The sequence below is a fragment of the Stieleria maiorica genome (genome assembly GCF_008035925.1).
Classification (GTDB): Bacteria; Planctomycetota; Planctomycetia; order Pirellulales; family Pirellulaceae; genus Stieleria; species Stieleria maiorica.
The window spans coordinates 3,594,402-3,610,742 of sequence record NZ_CP036264.1 but is presented as its reverse complement, the minus strand read 5'-3'; the positions used below and the strand labels follow the sequence as shown (position 1 = coordinate 3,610,742).

Here is a 16,341-nt window from a genome sequence, read left to right as displayed (position 1 = left end):
CGAACCCGGCGCATCTCTCTCGAACGCTATCGTTGACCCTGTAGTATCCATCGATAAGACGCATTTGATGAGCTGCAAATGCGACGCGATGACAATGATCTGCGACATGCAAGGGCGTGCTTTTGCGACGCGATTTTGTTGGACGCTTTGGCTGAGTTTCTTCATGAATTAGACGGCAATATTTTTTTCGCGCCGGGTAGGTGTTTGCACCCCGGTAGCAATCGGTAGCGGCGATGGATCAACCTTAGCTGCGCCTGTTACTTCTGGGGGGCGCGGCTTGCTACTTGAAACGCCAAACGCGCTCGAATTAGTTTCTGCGAGCACGGTCATCTCTGGATCGTGCACGGTCATCGCGTGTTGGGGAAGGCGGCCCCTGGGCGACTTGCTACTGGATTCCTTGTAGCGGTCGGTCATCCGATACGTCTTGTTACTTTTTCTATCCCAACGAATGCTTTCGCTTCGACATTGAGCGAAAGGGAGGATCGGTATGAAGGTCAGAACAACGAAGCGTGGTTTTACGCTGGTCGAGCTATTGGTTGTGATCGCAATCATCGGCATTCTTGTCGGCTTGTTGCTGCCCGCGGTTCAAGCGGCACGTGAAGCGGCGCGACGCATGAGTTGCAGCAACAACTTCAAACAAATCGGACTCGCCATCCACAACTACCACTCGGCGTACAAGCAGTTGCCGCCGCACGGCGGCGGAACCAAGGGGCCGCACGCCGGACGCGCTGCGAGCGATGGACGCAGCAACAACCGCATTGAGCTGTCCGCCCTGGTGGGCTTGACCGCGTTCTTCGAGCAACAAGGACTCTGGGATCAGATCCGAAATCCTTTCCAAACGGTTGACTCATCCGGTGCGACACGGACGTATAACCCGATGGGACCTTGGCCGGGGATGCCTTTGTCGGCGCACTTGTCACAGGGCAACTACGCCCCTTGGTTGACTGAAATTCCGACGCTGCGATGCCCGAGTGATCCGGGGGTGGGGATACCCGCATCCGGGCGCACGAACTACGCGATCTGCACCGGCGATTCCTGTGACACGGGTTTCGGCGGCGCGCTCAATCGTTTGACCGGAATCCGTCAATCCCACGGAACGCCGCCGATGTACCAACGCGTCCTCGCTGCCCAGCGGGGCGCCTTTGCCGTCCAACTGCAGTCCAAATTCCGAGACTGTCTCGATGGGCTTTCCAACACGATCTTCATGGGAGAGATCGCGACGGACCTCGGCGATCGCGACGCGAGGACTCATCTGCTTGATTCGTCCATCAACATCGTCAACCAGGGTGGGAACCTCAACTGCCGGCAAAGCCTGGACCCGGACCGGCCACGGTTCTGGTCGGACAACCCCGCTCCCAACCGCCTGTCCGGCAGTGCGGAAGAGAAACGCGGATTCAAGTGGTCGTCGCTGTTGCCGCTGTACACCCAAGTGTTGACGATCCTGCCACCCAACGCGGAACTGTGTGGCAATTCCAACGCCGTGTCCATCGTCGTCGCCCCGCCCAGCAGCCGGCACCAAGGGGGCTGCCACGTACTGATGGGCGACGGTGCGGTGGTGTTCATCACCGATTCGATCGAAGCGGGAGATCCCAGCCGGGGACAAGTCGGCGTGCATTCACAGCACACCGATCCCAATTCTTTGCCGGGGATCGAGAGCCCCTACGGACTTTGGGGAGCGCTCGGAACGCGAGCGTCCGGCGAAGTCATCCAAGACTTTCAATGATCACGGGTCTCGTTCGTTTGCAATCCGTTTCCCAAACCACCTTCAATCACCACAACATCATGCCCAGAAACTTAATACTCTCGTCACTGCTTCTGTTTCTCGCCTGCGTTTTCGGATGCAGCAAGGACACGCCAACGGTTTCGACCGACTCGAATGAAATCGAAGCTTTCCTTGCCGAGAATCCGGAACTGAACATCAGCATGGAAGAGCTGGATGCACAACCGGAACCCGGCGGATCAATGGAATAGACGCATCCGTGATGCCTGTTGCCGCGTGAATCGGAACATCGAATCGCAACGATGTTCCGTCACGCCGCAACGGCTCGATATCTGAAGCCTGGTGACGTCCGGTGGTTAGGGTTTCACATCATCCATCTCACCGGCGTCCTCGGCTTCCATCTCTCGGACCGACTGTTCGTAGGCTTCGATTTCGCTCAAGTCGACGCCCTCGGTCATCGACTTGGGTTTTGTATCGTCGCCGCAACCTGCCAGGGCGAAGATTGCAATCGACCAGCAGATCGCCAGAAGCGCGCGAGAAATCGTTTTCATCAGAAGTTCCAAGGAGGTTTGAGGTTAACTGACAACGCCGACAGTCGTGACTCACTGGTTGAGTTGCTCTTCGATCGTTTCGCTGTTGGCGCGAGTGCCGAGGGCTCCCCAAAGTCCGTGGGGGCTTTCGCTGCCGGGGGCGCGATTGCCCGTCCCGCCGCTCCAGACGTCGCCTTGGTTTCGGCTGCCGGCTTCAATCGAATCGGTGATGAAGATCACCGCTCCGTCGGCCATCAGGACATGCGCCCCGCCGGTGTGTCGGCTGGACACCGGGGCGGTCCCCGAAAGGTGATTCGAATTGTGCCGTCCACAGTAGGCGCTGTTGGGCGGCAAAATGGTAAAGCATCCCGAGAACATTTGATTCGCATCGGCCCATTTGAACCCACGGGCATGCGTCAGCCGGTCTCCCCCGTTGAGCCAGAATCGCGGGCGGTCGGGATCGATGAACTGGTCACACGTGCCCGGGTTGTCGCGGACCATCCGAATCACAGCGAGGTTGCCGCCCAGTCCCCGGCCGTCTTTCGGAGGACTGGTTGAGATGAAGCTGTCACCCAAGTCCGTCGCGATTTCTCCCATCGCGATCGTGTTCGATAGGCCATCGAGCACGTCACGGAAGCGACCGGTGTCATCGAACGGCTTGTAGAAACCACGGTGCGAGGCGCGCGCTTCGCGACTCCGCCCGGTGTGACGTGGTTCGGTGCGTTGATTGTTCCATGGACCCCACATCGTAAAGTAGTGACTGTCACCGAGGCAGGCGGCGTAGTTCGTTCGTCCCAGCGCCGGCAATCCCACGCCCGGGTCGCTGGGACAGCGGAACGTTGGGATCTCAAGCGTCCAGGGGATGTACTGGATGGTGCCGGGCGTGGGCCCCATGGGCGCCCAAGGGCTGGTGCGAGTTCCTGCGGCTGCCGACTGATCGCCGTCGGTGCGTGTCGCGTTGGGGTTGGAGATTTGGTCCCAGACCGCTTGCTGTTCGACGAACGGTAAAATGCCGACCAACGTGCTCAAGCGTCGATTGTTGACGAACAGACTACTGCCCGCCCCGCTCTCCTGCCACCACGCCCGGTTGTGGCTGGGCGTCGCAACCGTCCCGATGCCCTGGGTGGGGATTCGTTTGTACGCGGCGTGGTAGTTGTGGATGCCGATCCCAATTTGCCTGAAATTGTTGCTACAGCTCATCCGCCGCGCCGCTTCGCGAGCAGCTTGGACCGCCGGCAGCAGCAAGCCCACCAAGATCCCGATGATGGCGATGACGACAAGTAGCTCCACCAACGTGAAACCACGACTGACCCTAGAATCTTTCATCAGACTACCCGAAGCGAGAATGAGTTCGGTGAGAGACACCCGACAAGGAATCCGCGCACTGGGGATGACTGCCCCAAAGGCGGCCGTTGCGGTTAGAATGTACTCCTTTGCGAGAGATTGTCGCATCCCGTATTCACGGGATAGGACTCATCGAGATTCGCGGTTTCGATTGATGCCGATCGATCGGTAACGTTTCCATTGCAAAAAGCCGTGTCCATGTCGCCGCTTCCACGCATCCTTCTGGCGCTTGCCGCGATGGCGACGATCGTTGGCGCGGCGGTCGTGTTTGTGATCAGGGCGCCGGCGGTGGAATCGGACGCGCCGCTGAAGCGTCTCTCGCTCTCGGCGTTGGAGCGGCGTTTGGCGACGCTTGAAGAGCAACTGACCATGCTGGCCAAACCCAGCATGCGAACCGGGGTCGGCGCAGTCGGCTTTCGCTCGATCCCACAAGCGAGGAGTGATCACCCGGAATGGATTCAAATTTCTCTTTCCGAGCAAGCATCGATCGATCAGGTGGTGCTGGTGCCGATGATCTGGCGTGACACAGCCAAAGGGTTCCGCGCCGATGGTTTTCCGCTGGAGTTTTCCATCCGTGTCGGCTCGGATCCAGATCCCAATGGGACAGTAGTGGCACGATTTAACGCCGACGATCAACTCTTGCCCCGTGTGGCTCCGGTCGTCATCTCCTTTCCGGCGACTCAAGCCTCTTGGGTGCGTCTGGAGGTAGCCAGGCTTTCACCACGGGGATGGGACGACAGGCATATTCTGCAGCTCTCCGAGATCCTGGTTTTCAGCGGCCTGGATAACCTCGCCCTTCGGCAGTCCGTCCAAGTCTCTTCATCCGACCAATTGGAGCGTGGATTGCCTCGGCATCAAGACTACTTGGTCGACGGTTTTGTTCCCTATTTGATGGATGCCCATGACGGAGAGCAGAGTTTGGCGTTCGTCAGCCGAACCAGCCTCGGGACGACGCCGGTGATAGAAATCGACCTCCGCCGATGTGTGCCGTTGAGCCGCATCCACCTGCATGCGACAGAATTAAGTGACAACGTTCCGCAAGCCCTGACAGATGATTTCGGGATCCCGCGATCGATGGTCGTCGAAGGTGCGACCGAATCGGATTTTTCGGACGCCGTGCGACTGTGCGACTACCAGATGCATTCGATCTACGATGCCGGGCCGATCATCATGCGTCGGTTTCCCCAGCAGCATTGCCGATACGTTCGATTGATCGTCAACGAGCCGAACACGGATTCCGAAGGAGGCCCAACGCAGGCGCGGGTCGGTTTTGCAGAGATCGAAGTGATTTCCGACGGAATCAATGTGGCGCTCGGTGCGCCCGTCACAGTCAACTTGGATCCGGACCTCACCTCCAGATCGGCGTCCACGCTGACCGACGGCAACAACCTTTTCGGACGGATTTTGCCGATTCGTGATTGGATGAGCGAATTGGCGATGCGGCACGACCTGGAAACGGAGCGGCCACGGATCGCGGCGGAGTTGAGGCTACGTTACCAGCGTCAAAAGGCGATCCTCCGTCGCCTGAGCTGGTTGACCGGGTTGCTCGGATTCATCGCTGTCTCGACTGTTCTCGCCGAACGCTCGATACGGCAACGCGCCGTCTCACGAACCCGCGAACGGATCGCGGCCGACTTGCACGACGAGCTGGGCGCCAATCTGCACGCGATCGGCTTGCTGGGCGATCTCGCCCAAGCGGCCGCCGACTCGCCTGATCGACTGAAACCTTTGCTCCGTCGGGTTCGTGAATTGACCGAGCGAAGTGGCGCCGCAACCCGCTACTGTTCGAACCTGTTAGAATCCGAGGGGTTGTTCGGCGATCTGATGGAGGACATGCAGCGGACGTCGAATCGTCTGTTGAACGACTTGGAACACACGCTGACGTTTGAAGGGGAGGGCTACGTCCGGGAACTCAAGCCGAGCGTCCGGATCGACCTGTTCTTGTTCTACAAGGAATGTTTGACCAATATTTTGAGACACTCCCATGCAACGGAAGTGATCACGCATCTGGCGGCAGATCGCAAGGGCCTGCGGCTGACGATCACCGACAACGGATGTGGTCTCAATGACTCTCAGATCAGCCGGATCCCGGGATCACTCAGCCGCCGCGCCCGACTTGCCGGAGCCCAGGTCTCGGCCAGTCGGCTCGTCGGCGGCGGAACAAAAATCACCCTGAAACTTCGCACCAAGAAGTTTGGCTTGTTATCGTGAAGGGCAAACGATGATCAAAAGCGTTCGCATCATGTTGGTCGAAGACAACCCGGAGTATCGGGAAGCGGTCCGATTGGCGTTGGAACAATCGCAAGGCGTGGAATTGTCCCGGCAATTCGGGACGGCAGAAATCGCCCTGCGCTCGATTCGGAATGCCACGCCGAGCGAACAACCAGATCTGATCTTGCTTGACCTGCGGCTTCCCGGAATGAGCGGCCTCGAGGCACTCGCGGGGTTTCGCGAGTCGGCGCCCCACACCAAGGTCATCATCCTGACCCAGTCGGACAACGAGGAAGATGTGCTGCGCGCGATTGCGCTCGGTGCCTCTGGATACCTTTTAAAATCAGCAACGTTGGATGAGATCGCCGACGGGATCCGGACGGTCATGAGTGGCGGAGCGCCGTTGGACAAAGGCGTTGCCAAGTTCATCCTGGAAAGCCTGCAGACCCGGCTTCCCGCGGACGAAGACCAGGTTCCTCTTTCTCAGCGCGAGCTGGAGATTATTCAGCTGCTTGCCGAAGGTTTGGTCAAAAAAGAAATTGCCCGTCAACTCGGCATCGGCTACAGCACCGTCGATACGCACGTCGCACACATCTATGAAAAACTGAATGTCTCCAACGCGCCGTCGGCAGTGAACCAGGCCCATCGACTGGGGCTTTTCCACGCCAGCAAACAGCGTTCGGGACAGTAACGTCGCGTGCAGTAGGAGCCTAACAGCAATTTGCCGTCCTTTTTCTGGTTGCTTACGATGTAAGGAGTGGAGTGGTAGGAAGATTTTGGAGGTAGGAAAATTGACCAATCCCAATGGAGGTTGTATTTCATCATCTTCTTACCCCCGAAATCTTCTTACCTGACTTCCGTAGATGGCCAATTAACGAGGCCACTTACGGAACCGACTGATGTCGACCGAGTTTTCCTGCCTGGCTACACCCTAGTCGTCTTTATTGATCGTAGAGACGATTCGGGAATCTTTGCGATAGGACGTCCCGCGATCTCGCACAGCCCATGCGGCGTGATCTACTGAATCTCCTGCTGAAAAGCCTGCAGGTGGTGTCCCTCGGTCCCGTAAACACCGGATAGCCATCCGCCGCTTGCGTGCCGATAATCGCGTCCCCACACCTCCAACCCTCTTTTCATTTCCCGACCGCTAATGACTCTCATCCGTCGTCTGTGCTTGACCTCTATCGGTCTATTCATTTACGGATCGCTCGCAGCGGCCCCTCCCAACGTCGTCTTTGTCATCAGCGATGACCAAGGGTACGGCGACCTCGGTTGCACCGGCAACCCGATCATCAAGACACCGCACATCGATCAATTGGCATCAGAAAGTTCTGGGCTGAGCGATTATCACGTCGCTCCGACCTGCTCTCCCACACGATGCTCGCTGCTGACCGGGCACTGGACCAACCGCACCGGCGTTTGGCACACGATCATGGGCCGATCGATGTTGCGCGAAAACGAAGTCACCGTCGGCCAAATGTTTTCCGACGCCGGCTACGAAACGGGCATGTTTGGAAAATGGCATCTCGGCGACAACTACCCCTATCGCCCGGAGGACCGCGGGTTCACGGAGGTTTACCGACATGGCGGCGGCGGAATCGGCCAAACCCCCGACGTTTGGGACAACGCCTACTTTGACGGGTCGTACTTCCACAACGGCGAGATCGTTCCCGCAAAAGGCTTTTGCACCGACGTTTTTTTTCAGCAGGCCAACGCGTTTATCAGCAAGTGTGCCGAACAGGGAAAACCGTTCTTTGCGTACATCTCGACCAACGCACCGCACAAACCGCTTCATTGCCCGCCGAAGTATCTGAAGATGTACGAGGGGCAATCCGATAGCATCGCCGCGTTTTACGGCATGATCACCAATATCGACGACAACGTCGGCAAGACGCGCCGGCTGGTCAAAGACCTGGGAATCGCCGACGACACCATCTTCGTCTTCACCACCGACAACGGGACGGCCAGCGGGGCAAAGATCTACAACGCCGGGATGAGAGCCGGCAAGGGTAGCCCGTACGAGGGCGGCCACCGGGTCCCGTTCTTCTTGCATTGGCCCTCCGGCGGACTGAACCAACAACACGACGTCAATGAGCTGACGCACGCGGTCGACATCGTCCCGACCCTGCTTGACTTGACCGGTGTGAAGAAGCCGGCGGATGTAACCTTCGATGGCGTTTCGATCGCCGATCTGCTCGATCCCAAAAAGGAGATAGATTGGCCCAAACGCTTTGTGATCAGTGATTCCCAGCGTGTTCGCGATCCGATCAAGTGGCGCAGTTCCTCGGTCATGACCGGCAAGTATCGGCTGGTCAATCGCAAAGAGCTGTACGACGTGAGCGCCGACCCCGGCCAGAAGAACAACATCGCCGACCAACACCCGGAAATCGTGGCAGAGATGCGAGCGTTCTATGAACAATGGTGGGCCGAGCTGGAACCGACCTTCGCGCAAACCACCGAGATCCACTTGGGACACCCGCAACACCCGGTCGTCAGCCTGACCGCCCATGACTGGATCCAAAAGGTCTATCCCCCCTGGCACCAAGGGTCCATCCGCGCCGCCGACCGCACGCATGACGGTGCCGAAAAACTGGTCCACCGAGGCCATTGGGCGGTCAAAGTGGTTCGCGACGGCAAGTACCAGATTTCGCTCCGCCGCTGGCCGGCCGAATCGGGGGCGGCGATCAATGCGTCACTACCCGCAGGAGAAAATGTCCCGGGTGCCACCGCAGCCTTTCGATCGGTGCCCGGAAATGCCATCGGCGCCACCCACGGGGTGCTGCGGATCGACAGCGAAGACCTGGACCGGAAACCCGTGCAAGAGGGTGCCCAAGAGGTCACGTTCGTCACCGATCTGAAACGAGGGTCCTATCAACTGGCTCCATTTTTCGAAATCAGTGAAGGCGAACTGGGGGCGTATTACGTGACCGTCACAAGCCTCGACTGAGCCCGTCCCGAATGGCACGGGCTTAAGCCAAAACGCTGAGCCGTAGGCGCTAGCCTCGGGCCTTACCGCCGTGTTCAAGGCGCATCAAGACCCGCGGCTAGCGCCGTCGGCTCACTAAGCCCGTGCCATTCAGCCCCGTCCCCTTATCGTCCAGTTAAGAACAATTCGTTTCCCACGTACGACCGTCCTTCCGGGCCGACGCCGCGTACGACAGCCCTTCTGGGCTGTCGCCACGTACGATGGCTCTTCCGGGCCGTCGCATGCAAAACTCCGCACAACAGATCGTTCACTCAAGGAGTCCGAAATGTCATGCACCAAATCGCAGTCATGAGAAATCTTGGTCTTCGCAACCTCGCCGTCACTGTCGTGTTGCCCATCGTCATCCTGACGGGCACGGCACCCGGGTTTACTCAATCGCCAGGAAAAACGGATCACTATCCCGCGTTCAGTTGGGAGACCGTCCCCGTCGGATTTCATTTCGGCAAGGACGGTCCTTTGATGACGGCGACGGAGGCCGAATTTGTCGCCTCACATGCGAGTTTCATCTGTTTGGAGAAAGGCCACGCCGGCAAACAGTTCGATCACACCGAGGACGGGATTGAGTATGAAGCGAGGCAATTAAAACGGTTCAACCCTGACATCAAGGTGATCTTCTATTGGAACACGTTTCTCGACTACAGCATGTTTCGAGCGCATGATGACTATCAGAAGCATCCCAAATGGTGGCTACGAACGCTGGAGGGGAATCTGGACAAAAAGAGGGGCAACCTGATGCGTTACGATCTGTCGAACGCGGAGCTCAGGCAGTGGTGGAGTGACGTTGCCAAAAAGGCGGTCGTCGATGGCAGCTGTGATGGAGTATTCATGGACGCGTTTCCACAAATCGTTTCCGAAGCCAATCGCGCGATTTGGGGCGACGCGAAATACCACGCGATCCAACAGGGGCTGGTCGAAATCGTCAAAGAAACTCGCGCCAAAATCGGACAGGACAAACTGATCTTTTACAACGGTATTCGAACGACACCGACGAAGCATCTTGGAAACGACTTTATCGATGACACCGATGCCGTCATGATCGAGCACTTCGGTCATTTCAACAGTGATTCCAAGGAATGCATGTTGAAGGACATTCAGGCGATGGCTGAGTCCGGAAAACAGGGCAAAATCGTCGTCTTCAAAGCGTGGCCCGGTTTTGCCTGGACCGACAACGAGGCGATGGCAATGCCCTTGGCAAGAAAAAGACAACTTGCAGCGGAGAACATCACTTTCCCACTGGCTACGTATCTTGTCGGTGCCCAAGAACATTCTTACTTCATTTACAACTGGGGCTATCGCATGAGGCATGGTTGCTTGGAGTGGTATCCGGAATTCGACAAGAAACTCGGGCCGCCCCTTGCCGACGCCAAGCAAACCGGGTGGGTGTTGGAGCGTGATTTTCAGCATGCCCACGTTTGGGTCAATTTGGAAACCAAACAAGCCAAGATCGATTGGCACGAACAGAGGAAGCCATCCGAATGAATCTCCCACGAAACATGTCCAATCTCCTTTTCACCGCGATCTCACTGACCCTCGTGTTTGCCAGTGCCGCGACGGCAGCGACCGCGGATGACCGACCGCATGTGGTGATCGTGGTCGGCACGTTGCACTATTCACCAGAACTGACGATGCCGGTGTTTGCCGAAGAGTTGGAACGATTCGGGTTTCGCACGACCGTGGTGATGGGCGAGGGAAATCCGGAGAAGAAAACCGAAAACGTTTTGCCGGGTATCGATGTTTTAGCGGACGCCGACCTGGCGATCTTCTTCATGCGTTTCCTGAAGCTGCCCGACGACGAATTGCAGCCGATCCTGGATTATCTAACGTCAGGAAAACCGGTGATCGGGCTGCGGACCGCCAACCATTCGTTCAAGTACCCGGCCGGACATCCGAACCAGCCATGGAACGATGGCTTCGGTCGACGCGCGCTGGGCACTCCCTACGTGGTGCATCAAACCAGTGAAACAAAAATCAGCGTTGTCGAAGAAAACCTCGACCACCCGGTCATGACCCACGTGACCAAGAAACGCTGGGTTTCACCCGGGACGCTCTATCTGACGCGGCTTGAGCCAGACTGTTTGCCGTTGGCGACGGGATCGGGCGAGGGCCGTTCCCGCACACTCAAACGAGCGTTCGGGACCGTCGAAGTGAAACCGCAAGAATCGGATGTCGTCGCCTGGGCCTGGCAGAACGAATGGGGCGGCAAGGTGTTCGGTACCTCGTTCGGGCATCCCGGCGATTTCGCCGAGGAGTCGTTTGTGCGGATGTTGGTCAACGCGGTCCATTGGGCTGTCGATCGTCCGCTCCCCAGTGCCGACCAGCAGGTTTCGACCTGGAACATCGAACGTGTCGACAAAAAGCCCCGAAAGTAGTCTGAAGCGATTTTCTATCGATCTAATCATTCGGCCCCATGCTCAGAATCCTTTTTCCCGCGTCGTTTACCCTGTGGTTCTTGGTCGTTTCGTTCGCATCCGCCGAGCCGCCCATTCGACCCGGCGACCGCATCGCGATCATCGGCAACACGTTCGCCGATCAATTGAGGATCCACGGCTACCTGGAAACGATGCTCTTGCAGCATACTCGCGATAATCCCGTTTCGATTCGCAATTTGGGATGGGGTGGAGACATGCTGTCGGCACGCGATCGCCCGACAGGATTCCCGACCGAGGAATCGACGCTGACCGACCATCAGACGGATGTGATCATCGCCTGCTTCGGCATGGGCGAATCCTTCAATGGCGAACAGGGCGTGGAGCGATTTAAGAACCATTTGAAGGCCCTGATCGATTCGCACATTGGTAAACAATACAACGGTCATTCGGCAGTCCGGCTGATCCTGGTTTCACCCATCGCATGCGAGGATCTGGGAAAACGAACACCGGATCGGGCGCGGCAGAATCGCGAACTCCAGACGTACACCCATGCGATGCGCGAGGTGGCGACGGACGCCAATGTCCCCTTTGTCGATCTGTTCGAAGCGTCGCGTTATCTGATGGATGAGCCGGCGGGACCGAATTTGACCCACAACGGAATCCATCTCAATCCGTATGGTTATTGGGCCATCAGCCACACGTTCTTTGATCAGTTGACGGCCGACGACCGAGTCCCCCATCAACCCAATTGGCTGATGCGGATCGATGCGGCAACCAAGTCGGCGGAGGCTCAAGGAGTTGAGGTCACCGAATTGGAAACCGATGGGGCGGAGTTAGGATTTCAGGTCAGCGAAACATCTGCACCGAGGCTGCGCCCGCCGACCGACCAGCCGCTTCCGCCACAACTGGAATTCATTCGAGACACTTTGGTCGTCGAAAATCTTCCGCGCGGCACCTACCGACTGACGGTGGATGACCATCCCGTTGCCACCGCGTCCGCTCAAGCCTGGTCTCAAGGCGTGGCCATCGATTCATCCCCGGCCCACGAAACGGCCCAGACATACCGTGCGGTGGTCAATGACAAGAATCTGCAATTCACGTACAGCTGGAAGGCACTCAATCAAGTCCACATCGTCGGCGAGCGCCGCGCGTCCCCCAGCGGCAAATCGCTTCCCCAAGAAGTCATCCAATTCAACCAGCTTGCCATTGAGCTGGATCGACAGCTGAGCCGAGGGATGGAGCTCAAGACACGGTCCTGGCGTCTTTCTCGAATTTCAAAACCGAATTAGTTCTCCGATCGCACGGCGCAGGCACCGAGTTGGTGTTTAGCCTTTAGGCGACTCCCGGTCGCTGCGTAGCAGCGACAGCGGGCGGCTAAAGCCTGAACACCAACCCGATCCACCAACAACGCCGGATCATTGATGATGAAAACCATGAATCGAACTGGAAATCTGTTGCCTTGCGTCGGCTTGCTGCTGGCGGGATTGGCACTCGGACACACGGCATCGGGACAGGACGCAACGGGCATCAAGATCGCGAACCTGAAAGGCGCGGATCTGGATTTGATCAACAATCATGATCCGGAGTCGCAGCGAGAAAACTTCGATTTACTGCCGGGTTACCAAGTCAACCTGTTCGCCGCCGATCCGATGTTTGCCAATCCGGTCCACATGCACTGGGACTCGAAAGGACGACTTTGGGTCGCCTGTTCGTGGGCCTATCCCCAACTCAAGCCGGGCGAGGTTGCCAACGACAAAATCATCATTCTGGAAGACACCGATGATGATGGTGTGGCCGACAAGTCGACGGTCTTCGCCGATGGTTTGTATCTTCCGACCGGGATCGAACTTGCCAACGGCGGCTGTTACGTCGCGCAATCGCCCGACGTCTTTTTCTTGAAGGACACCGATGGTGACGATGTCGCCGATGTCAAGGAATTGGTGTTGACGGGGTTCGGGATCGAAGACAGTCACCACAGCATCAGCGCCTGGCGTCGCGGCCCGGGAGGCTGGATCTATTTCCAAGAAGGCATTTTCCTGCATTCACAAGTCGAAACGCAATACGGCGTGGTACGCAATTTCAACGGAGGGGTTTATCAATTCAACCCTCGCACGCTTGAGCTGCAACTGTTCTGTCGCGGCACCGGTGGCAACCCTTGGGGGCACGTCTTCGATCGTTGGGGGCAGTCGTTCATGGTGAACAACCCCCGCATCATGCATTTGTCCCCGGCGACGGGAAACAGCGGCGAAGCGGTTCGCGTCAAACCGCTGATCAGTACCGAAAAACAGTGCGGCGGCGATCTGGCGACCGGCAGCCACATCGGGGAAGACATCCGAGGACAATTGCTGACGGGGCGTTTTAAGAGTCGCACGGTGGTCCGGTATGAACTGATCGAGGACGGTGCCGGGTTCAGCGCGAAAGTGCTGGCCCCGTTGATCAGCTCCAGACACCCGAACTTCCGTCCGGTCGACGTGAAGATCGGCCCTGACGGCGCCGTGTATGTTGCCGACTGGTACAACTCCATCATCAACCACGCCCAGCATGACTTTCGCGACCCTCGCCGTGATCACGACCACGGCCGCATCTGGCGGATCACCCACACCCAGCGCCCGCTTGCGAAAAAGCCGACGCTGGTTGGGATTTCCGTCGACGCGCTGATCGACCACCTGAAAAGCCCCGAAGCGTGGACGCGTCATCAGGCCCGAAAGGAGTTGAGTGAACGAGACCCGGACCTGGTGCTCGCCGCGTTGGAATCCTGGGTGGAATCGCTCGATCCCGATACCCCGGATCACGATCATCATCTGGTCGAAGCGATGTGGGCGTGCCAGAACGTCGAACGTGTCAGCGAAAACATTCTTATTCGAGTACTTGCCGCAAGCGATGGGCATGCCCGCAGTGCCGGCGCGCGAGTGATCCGGTACTGGCACGACCAGCTTTCCGATCCGGTGGGCATGATCACCCGCGCTGCCGCGGATCCATTCCCTCGCACACGAATGGAAGCCGTGCTGTCGGCCGGGTTCATTCCCCGTGCGGAGTCGTTCGTGGCGGCCTTGAATTCACTCGATCATCCCGGCGACCCCGTGTTAGACCTGGCACTTCCCCAGACGATGAACGCCTTGGAACGCTACTGGCGTCCAGCGATGGACGCAGGGACATTGCAATTCGCCAAGCCGAGTCATCGTGAGTTCGCCGAGCAGAACGCGGGGATCGGATTGCAGCGTCGACTGGCGGTGTTTCTAAAGGCAAGTTCCCCAACGGAGCAAGACATCACCGCCATTGCGGCACAGTTACGCGAGGCCGCAACCGAGGATGACGTACTGACGATTGTCGCGGCGATCAGCACGGACGGAGGCTTAAAGTCCGAGGCGGCAACGATCGCGATGCTGGAAACCTTGCAGCAGATCGCCGATCCCGATGCCCCCCGGTCGTTGAAACGCGCGTTTCGCGGGTTCGAAAAACTGCTCAGCCACGAGAACGAATCGATCGCCGTTCTCGCCGCCGAAACGCTAGGCGCGTGGGGAGTGGCCGGTCGCAATCAGATCGCGGCACTTCAAGGTGACTCGCACAGTGCCGCGGTCAAACTCGCTCTGGCCGTGGCACTCGCCAAAACCAGCAGCAAACGTTACGAGGCAACACTGTCGGATCTTTCCCAGACCGCTGACCTGCCGACACGTTATGCCGCGGTAGCCGGACTCGCCCAGGCGAATTTGGCTCGCGGCGTCGCTGCGGCCGCCGAACTGTTGACCGAAGATCCGCAGGGGGTCGATCCGGTGCCGCTGGTCAAAACGCTTTTGCAATACCAGACCGGCGGCGAACTGCTTGGCAACGCACTGCGGAATACCCGACGGCAGGGTGGCGAGATTCACCCGGCGGTCATTGAGAGCGTCAGCCGGTTTCATCGCGACACCGGTCTGCTTTCCGATCGTCTGGCAGAATTGTTTCGCCGGTCAGCAACGACGGGTTCCCTGAGTGCTCAACTGCTTGCCGAAGACCTGGAAACACTCACCGCGGACGTGGAATCACTTGGTGATCCGGCGCGTGGCGAGCTGGTTTATCGCCGCGAGTCCGTCTCCTGCACCCGCTGCCACGCGATCGGTTCGGCCGGCCCAGTGATCGGTCCGAACCTGGTGGCTGTGGGAACCGCAGCGAAAACGAATTATTTGGTTCAGTCGATTCTTGAACCCAACGCCGCGATCGCGGAACACTACGAAACGCGGACGTTTTTACTCGACAGCGGTCAAGTGCAAACGGGCATCGTGACCTTCCGAAACGAAAACGAAGTTGTCGTCCGCGACTCGGCCGAACTCGGCAAAGAGGTGCGTCTGGACGCCGATGAGATCGAAGCCGAGGTTCCGGCAAAGTCGCTGATGCCCTCGGGGCTGGCCGACCAGTTGCAAAACCGCGGCGAGTTCTTGGATCTGGTCAAGTTCCTCTCCGTTTTAGGCGAACCCGGCGTGTACGCAAACGATGAAAGCCCGGTCATTCGAAAGTGGCGCGTGATCTCGGCGTCCGGCGCGTTCGTACCGCCACCAGACGACGCCAACTGGTTGCCGGCCTACAGCAAGGTCAGCGGAGAATTGCCAGCCGATGAGCTCCCGCCCGGCGGAGCGGTCTTTGCCCGCGGTTTCGTCAATGTGCTAATCGCCGGGACGGCCGGCTTGGAAATCAACTCCATCGATGGACTGACGCTCTGGCTGGACGGAGAATCAATCGACGACCTTACCGCTCCAATCCAACTGGCCAAAGGACGGCACTCCTTCACGTTCGGGCTCGATCCCGATCGACTGAATCACGGTCTGCGGGTCGAATTGAAAGCGATGGATCCCGCCATCAGAATTCAGCCCGAAGGTGGGATGTAAGCCATGTGTTCGCCCCGGCAATGTGACGGCCTGTTGATTTACAAGCCCGCAGCGTTAGCAAGGGGCACAGCAAATCCCCTCGCGAGCGCGTCGGGCTCGTAGTGTACTGTTCGTTCATCGAAAACGATTAATTCAACAATCCCGTGAAGCTCTAGTGATCGGAGAAGGCAGCACACTACGCGGCAGAACAATGACAGCCCCCATCCTCCTCCGCCCATCATCTTGCCCCCATCATCTTGCCCCCATCATCTTGCCCCCATCATCTTGCCCCCATCATCTTGCCCCCATCATCTTGCCCCCATCATCTTGCCCCCATCATCTT

General features: G+C 58.3%; 11 protein-coding genes. 9 read left to right on the top strand and 2 right to left on the bottom strand.

Annotated features, from left to right (window positions below):
- Positions 1-487: 487 nt before the first annotated feature.
- Both Mal15_RS12480 and Mal15_RS12475 read left to right on the top strand, forming a co-directional pair.
- Positions 488-1,723, top strand: a complete 1,236-nt coding sequence (locus Mal15_RS12480) for a DUF1559 domain-containing protein (protein WP_147868069.1) — start codon at positions 488-490, stop codon at positions 1,721-1,723.
- The gene (locus Mal15_RS12475) at positions 1,720-1,971 is read left to right on the top strand and encodes a hypothetical protein (protein ID WP_233903422.1); all 252 of its coding nucleotides are present in this window, start codon (positions 1,720-1,722) and stop codon (positions 1,969-1,971) included. Before Mal15_RS12480 ends, Mal15_RS12475 begins: the two co-directional genes overlap by 4 nt.
- Positions 1,972-2,076: 105 nt before the next feature.
- On the opposite strand, the gene Mal15_RS12470 is transcribed toward Mal15_RS12475, so the two are convergent.
- Positions 2,077-2,271, bottom strand: coding sequence for a hypothetical protein (locus Mal15_RS12470; RefSeq protein ID WP_147868068.1), 195 nt, complete (start codon positions 2,269-2,271; stop codon positions 2,077-2,079).
- A 51-nt stretch (positions 2,272-2,322) separates the two neighbouring features.
- On the bottom strand, positions 2,323-3,576 hold the full coding sequence (locus Mal15_RS12465) for a DUF1559 domain-containing protein (RefSeq protein WP_147868067.1): 1,254 nt from the start codon (positions 3,574-3,576) through the stop codon (positions 2,323-2,325).
- A 216-nt stretch (positions 3,577-3,792) separates the two neighbouring features.
- On the opposite strand from Mal15_RS12465, the gene Mal15_RS12460 reads away from it, so the two are divergent.
- The 7 genes from Mal15_RS12460 to Mal15_RS12430 all read left to right on the top strand — a co-directional run bounded on the left by Mal15_RS12460 (position 3,793) and on the right by Mal15_RS12430 (position 16,019).
- On the top strand, positions 3,793-5,805 hold the full coding sequence (locus Mal15_RS12460; RefSeq protein WP_147868066.1) for a histidine kinase: 2,013 nt from the start codon (positions 3,793-3,795) through the stop codon (positions 5,803-5,805).
- Between the two features lie 10 nt (positions 5,806-5,815).
- Positions 5,816-6,496, top strand: a complete 681-nt coding sequence (locus Mal15_RS12455) for a response regulator (RefSeq protein ID WP_147868065.1) — start codon at positions 5,816-5,818, stop codon at positions 6,494-6,496.
- 459 nt (positions 6,497-6,955) lie between these two features.
- Complete coding sequence (locus Mal15_RS12450) at positions 6,956-8,752, top strand: arylsulfatase (protein WP_147868064.1); 1,797 nt, start codon at positions 6,956-6,958, stop codon at positions 8,750-8,752.
- Positions 8,753-9,079: 327 nt separating this feature from the next.
- Positions 9,080-10,270, top strand: a complete 1,191-nt coding sequence (locus tag Mal15_RS12445; protein WP_167546758.1) for a putative glycoside hydrolase — start codon at positions 9,080-9,082, stop codon at positions 10,268-10,270.
- Between the two features lie 14 nt (positions 10,271-10,284).
- A complete protein-coding gene (locus tag Mal15_RS12440) occupies positions 10,285-11,160 on the top strand; it encodes a ThuA domain-containing protein (protein WP_147868062.1) in 876 nt (291 codons plus the stop codon).
- A gap of 38 nt (positions 11,161-11,198) precedes the next feature.
- Entirely contained in the window at positions 11,199-12,449 is a 1,251-nt protein-coding gene (locus tag Mal15_RS12435) for an SGNH/GDSL hydrolase family protein (RefSeq protein ID WP_147868061.1), read from the top strand.
- 144 nt (positions 12,450-12,593) lie between these two features.
- A complete protein-coding gene (locus tag Mal15_RS12430; protein ID WP_233903421.1) occupies positions 12,594-16,019 on the top strand; it encodes a PVC-type heme-binding CxxCH protein in 3,426 nt (1,141 codons plus the stop codon).
- The last annotated feature ends 322 nt before the right edge of the window (positions 16,020-16,341 follow it).

Excerpts from the sequence above, each read along its gene's own strand:
- Mal15_RS12430 (WP_233903421.1), top strand. The coding sequence starts at position 12,594 with ATGAATCGAACTGGAAATCTGTTGCCTTGCGTCGGCTTGCTGCTGGCG.
- Mal15_RS12470 (WP_147868068.1), bottom strand. The coding sequence starts at position 2,271 with ATGAAAACGATTTCTCGCGCGCTTCTGGCGATCTGCTGGTCGATTGCA.
- Mal15_RS12435 (WP_147868061.1), top strand. The coding sequence starts at position 11,199 with ATGCTCAGAATCCTTTTTCCCGCGTCGTTTACCCTGTGGTTCTTGGTC.
- Mal15_RS12460 (WP_147868066.1), top strand. The coding sequence starts at position 3,793 with ATGTCGCCGCTTCCACGCATCCTTCTGGCGCTTGCCGCGATGGCGACG.
- Mal15_RS12480 (WP_147868069.1), top strand. The coding sequence starts at position 488 with ATGAAGGTCAGAACAACGAAGCGTGGTTTTACGCTGGTCGAGCTATTG.
- Mal15_RS12440 (WP_147868062.1), top strand. The coding sequence starts at position 10,285 with ATGTCCAATCTCCTTTTCACCGCGATCTCACTGACCCTCGTGTTTGCC.
- Mal15_RS12450 (WP_147868064.1), top strand. The coding sequence starts at position 6,956 with ATGACTCTCATCCGTCGTCTGTGCTTGACCTCTATCGGTCTATTCATT.
- Mal15_RS12475 (WP_233903422.1), top strand. The coding sequence starts at position 1,720 with ATGATCACGGGTCTCGTTCGTTTGCAATCCGTTTCCCAAACCACCTTC.
- Mal15_RS12465 (WP_147868067.1), bottom strand. The coding sequence starts at position 3,576 with ATGAAAGATTCTAGGGTCAGTCGTGGTTTCACGTTGGTGGAGCTACTT.
- Mal15_RS12455 (WP_147868065.1), top strand. The coding sequence starts at position 5,816 with ATGATCAAAAGCGTTCGCATCATGTTGGTCGAAGACAACCCGGAGTAT.
- Mal15_RS12445 (WP_167546758.1), top strand. The coding sequence starts at position 9,080 with ATGAGAAATCTTGGTCTTCGCAACCTCGCCGTCACTGTCGTGTTGCCC.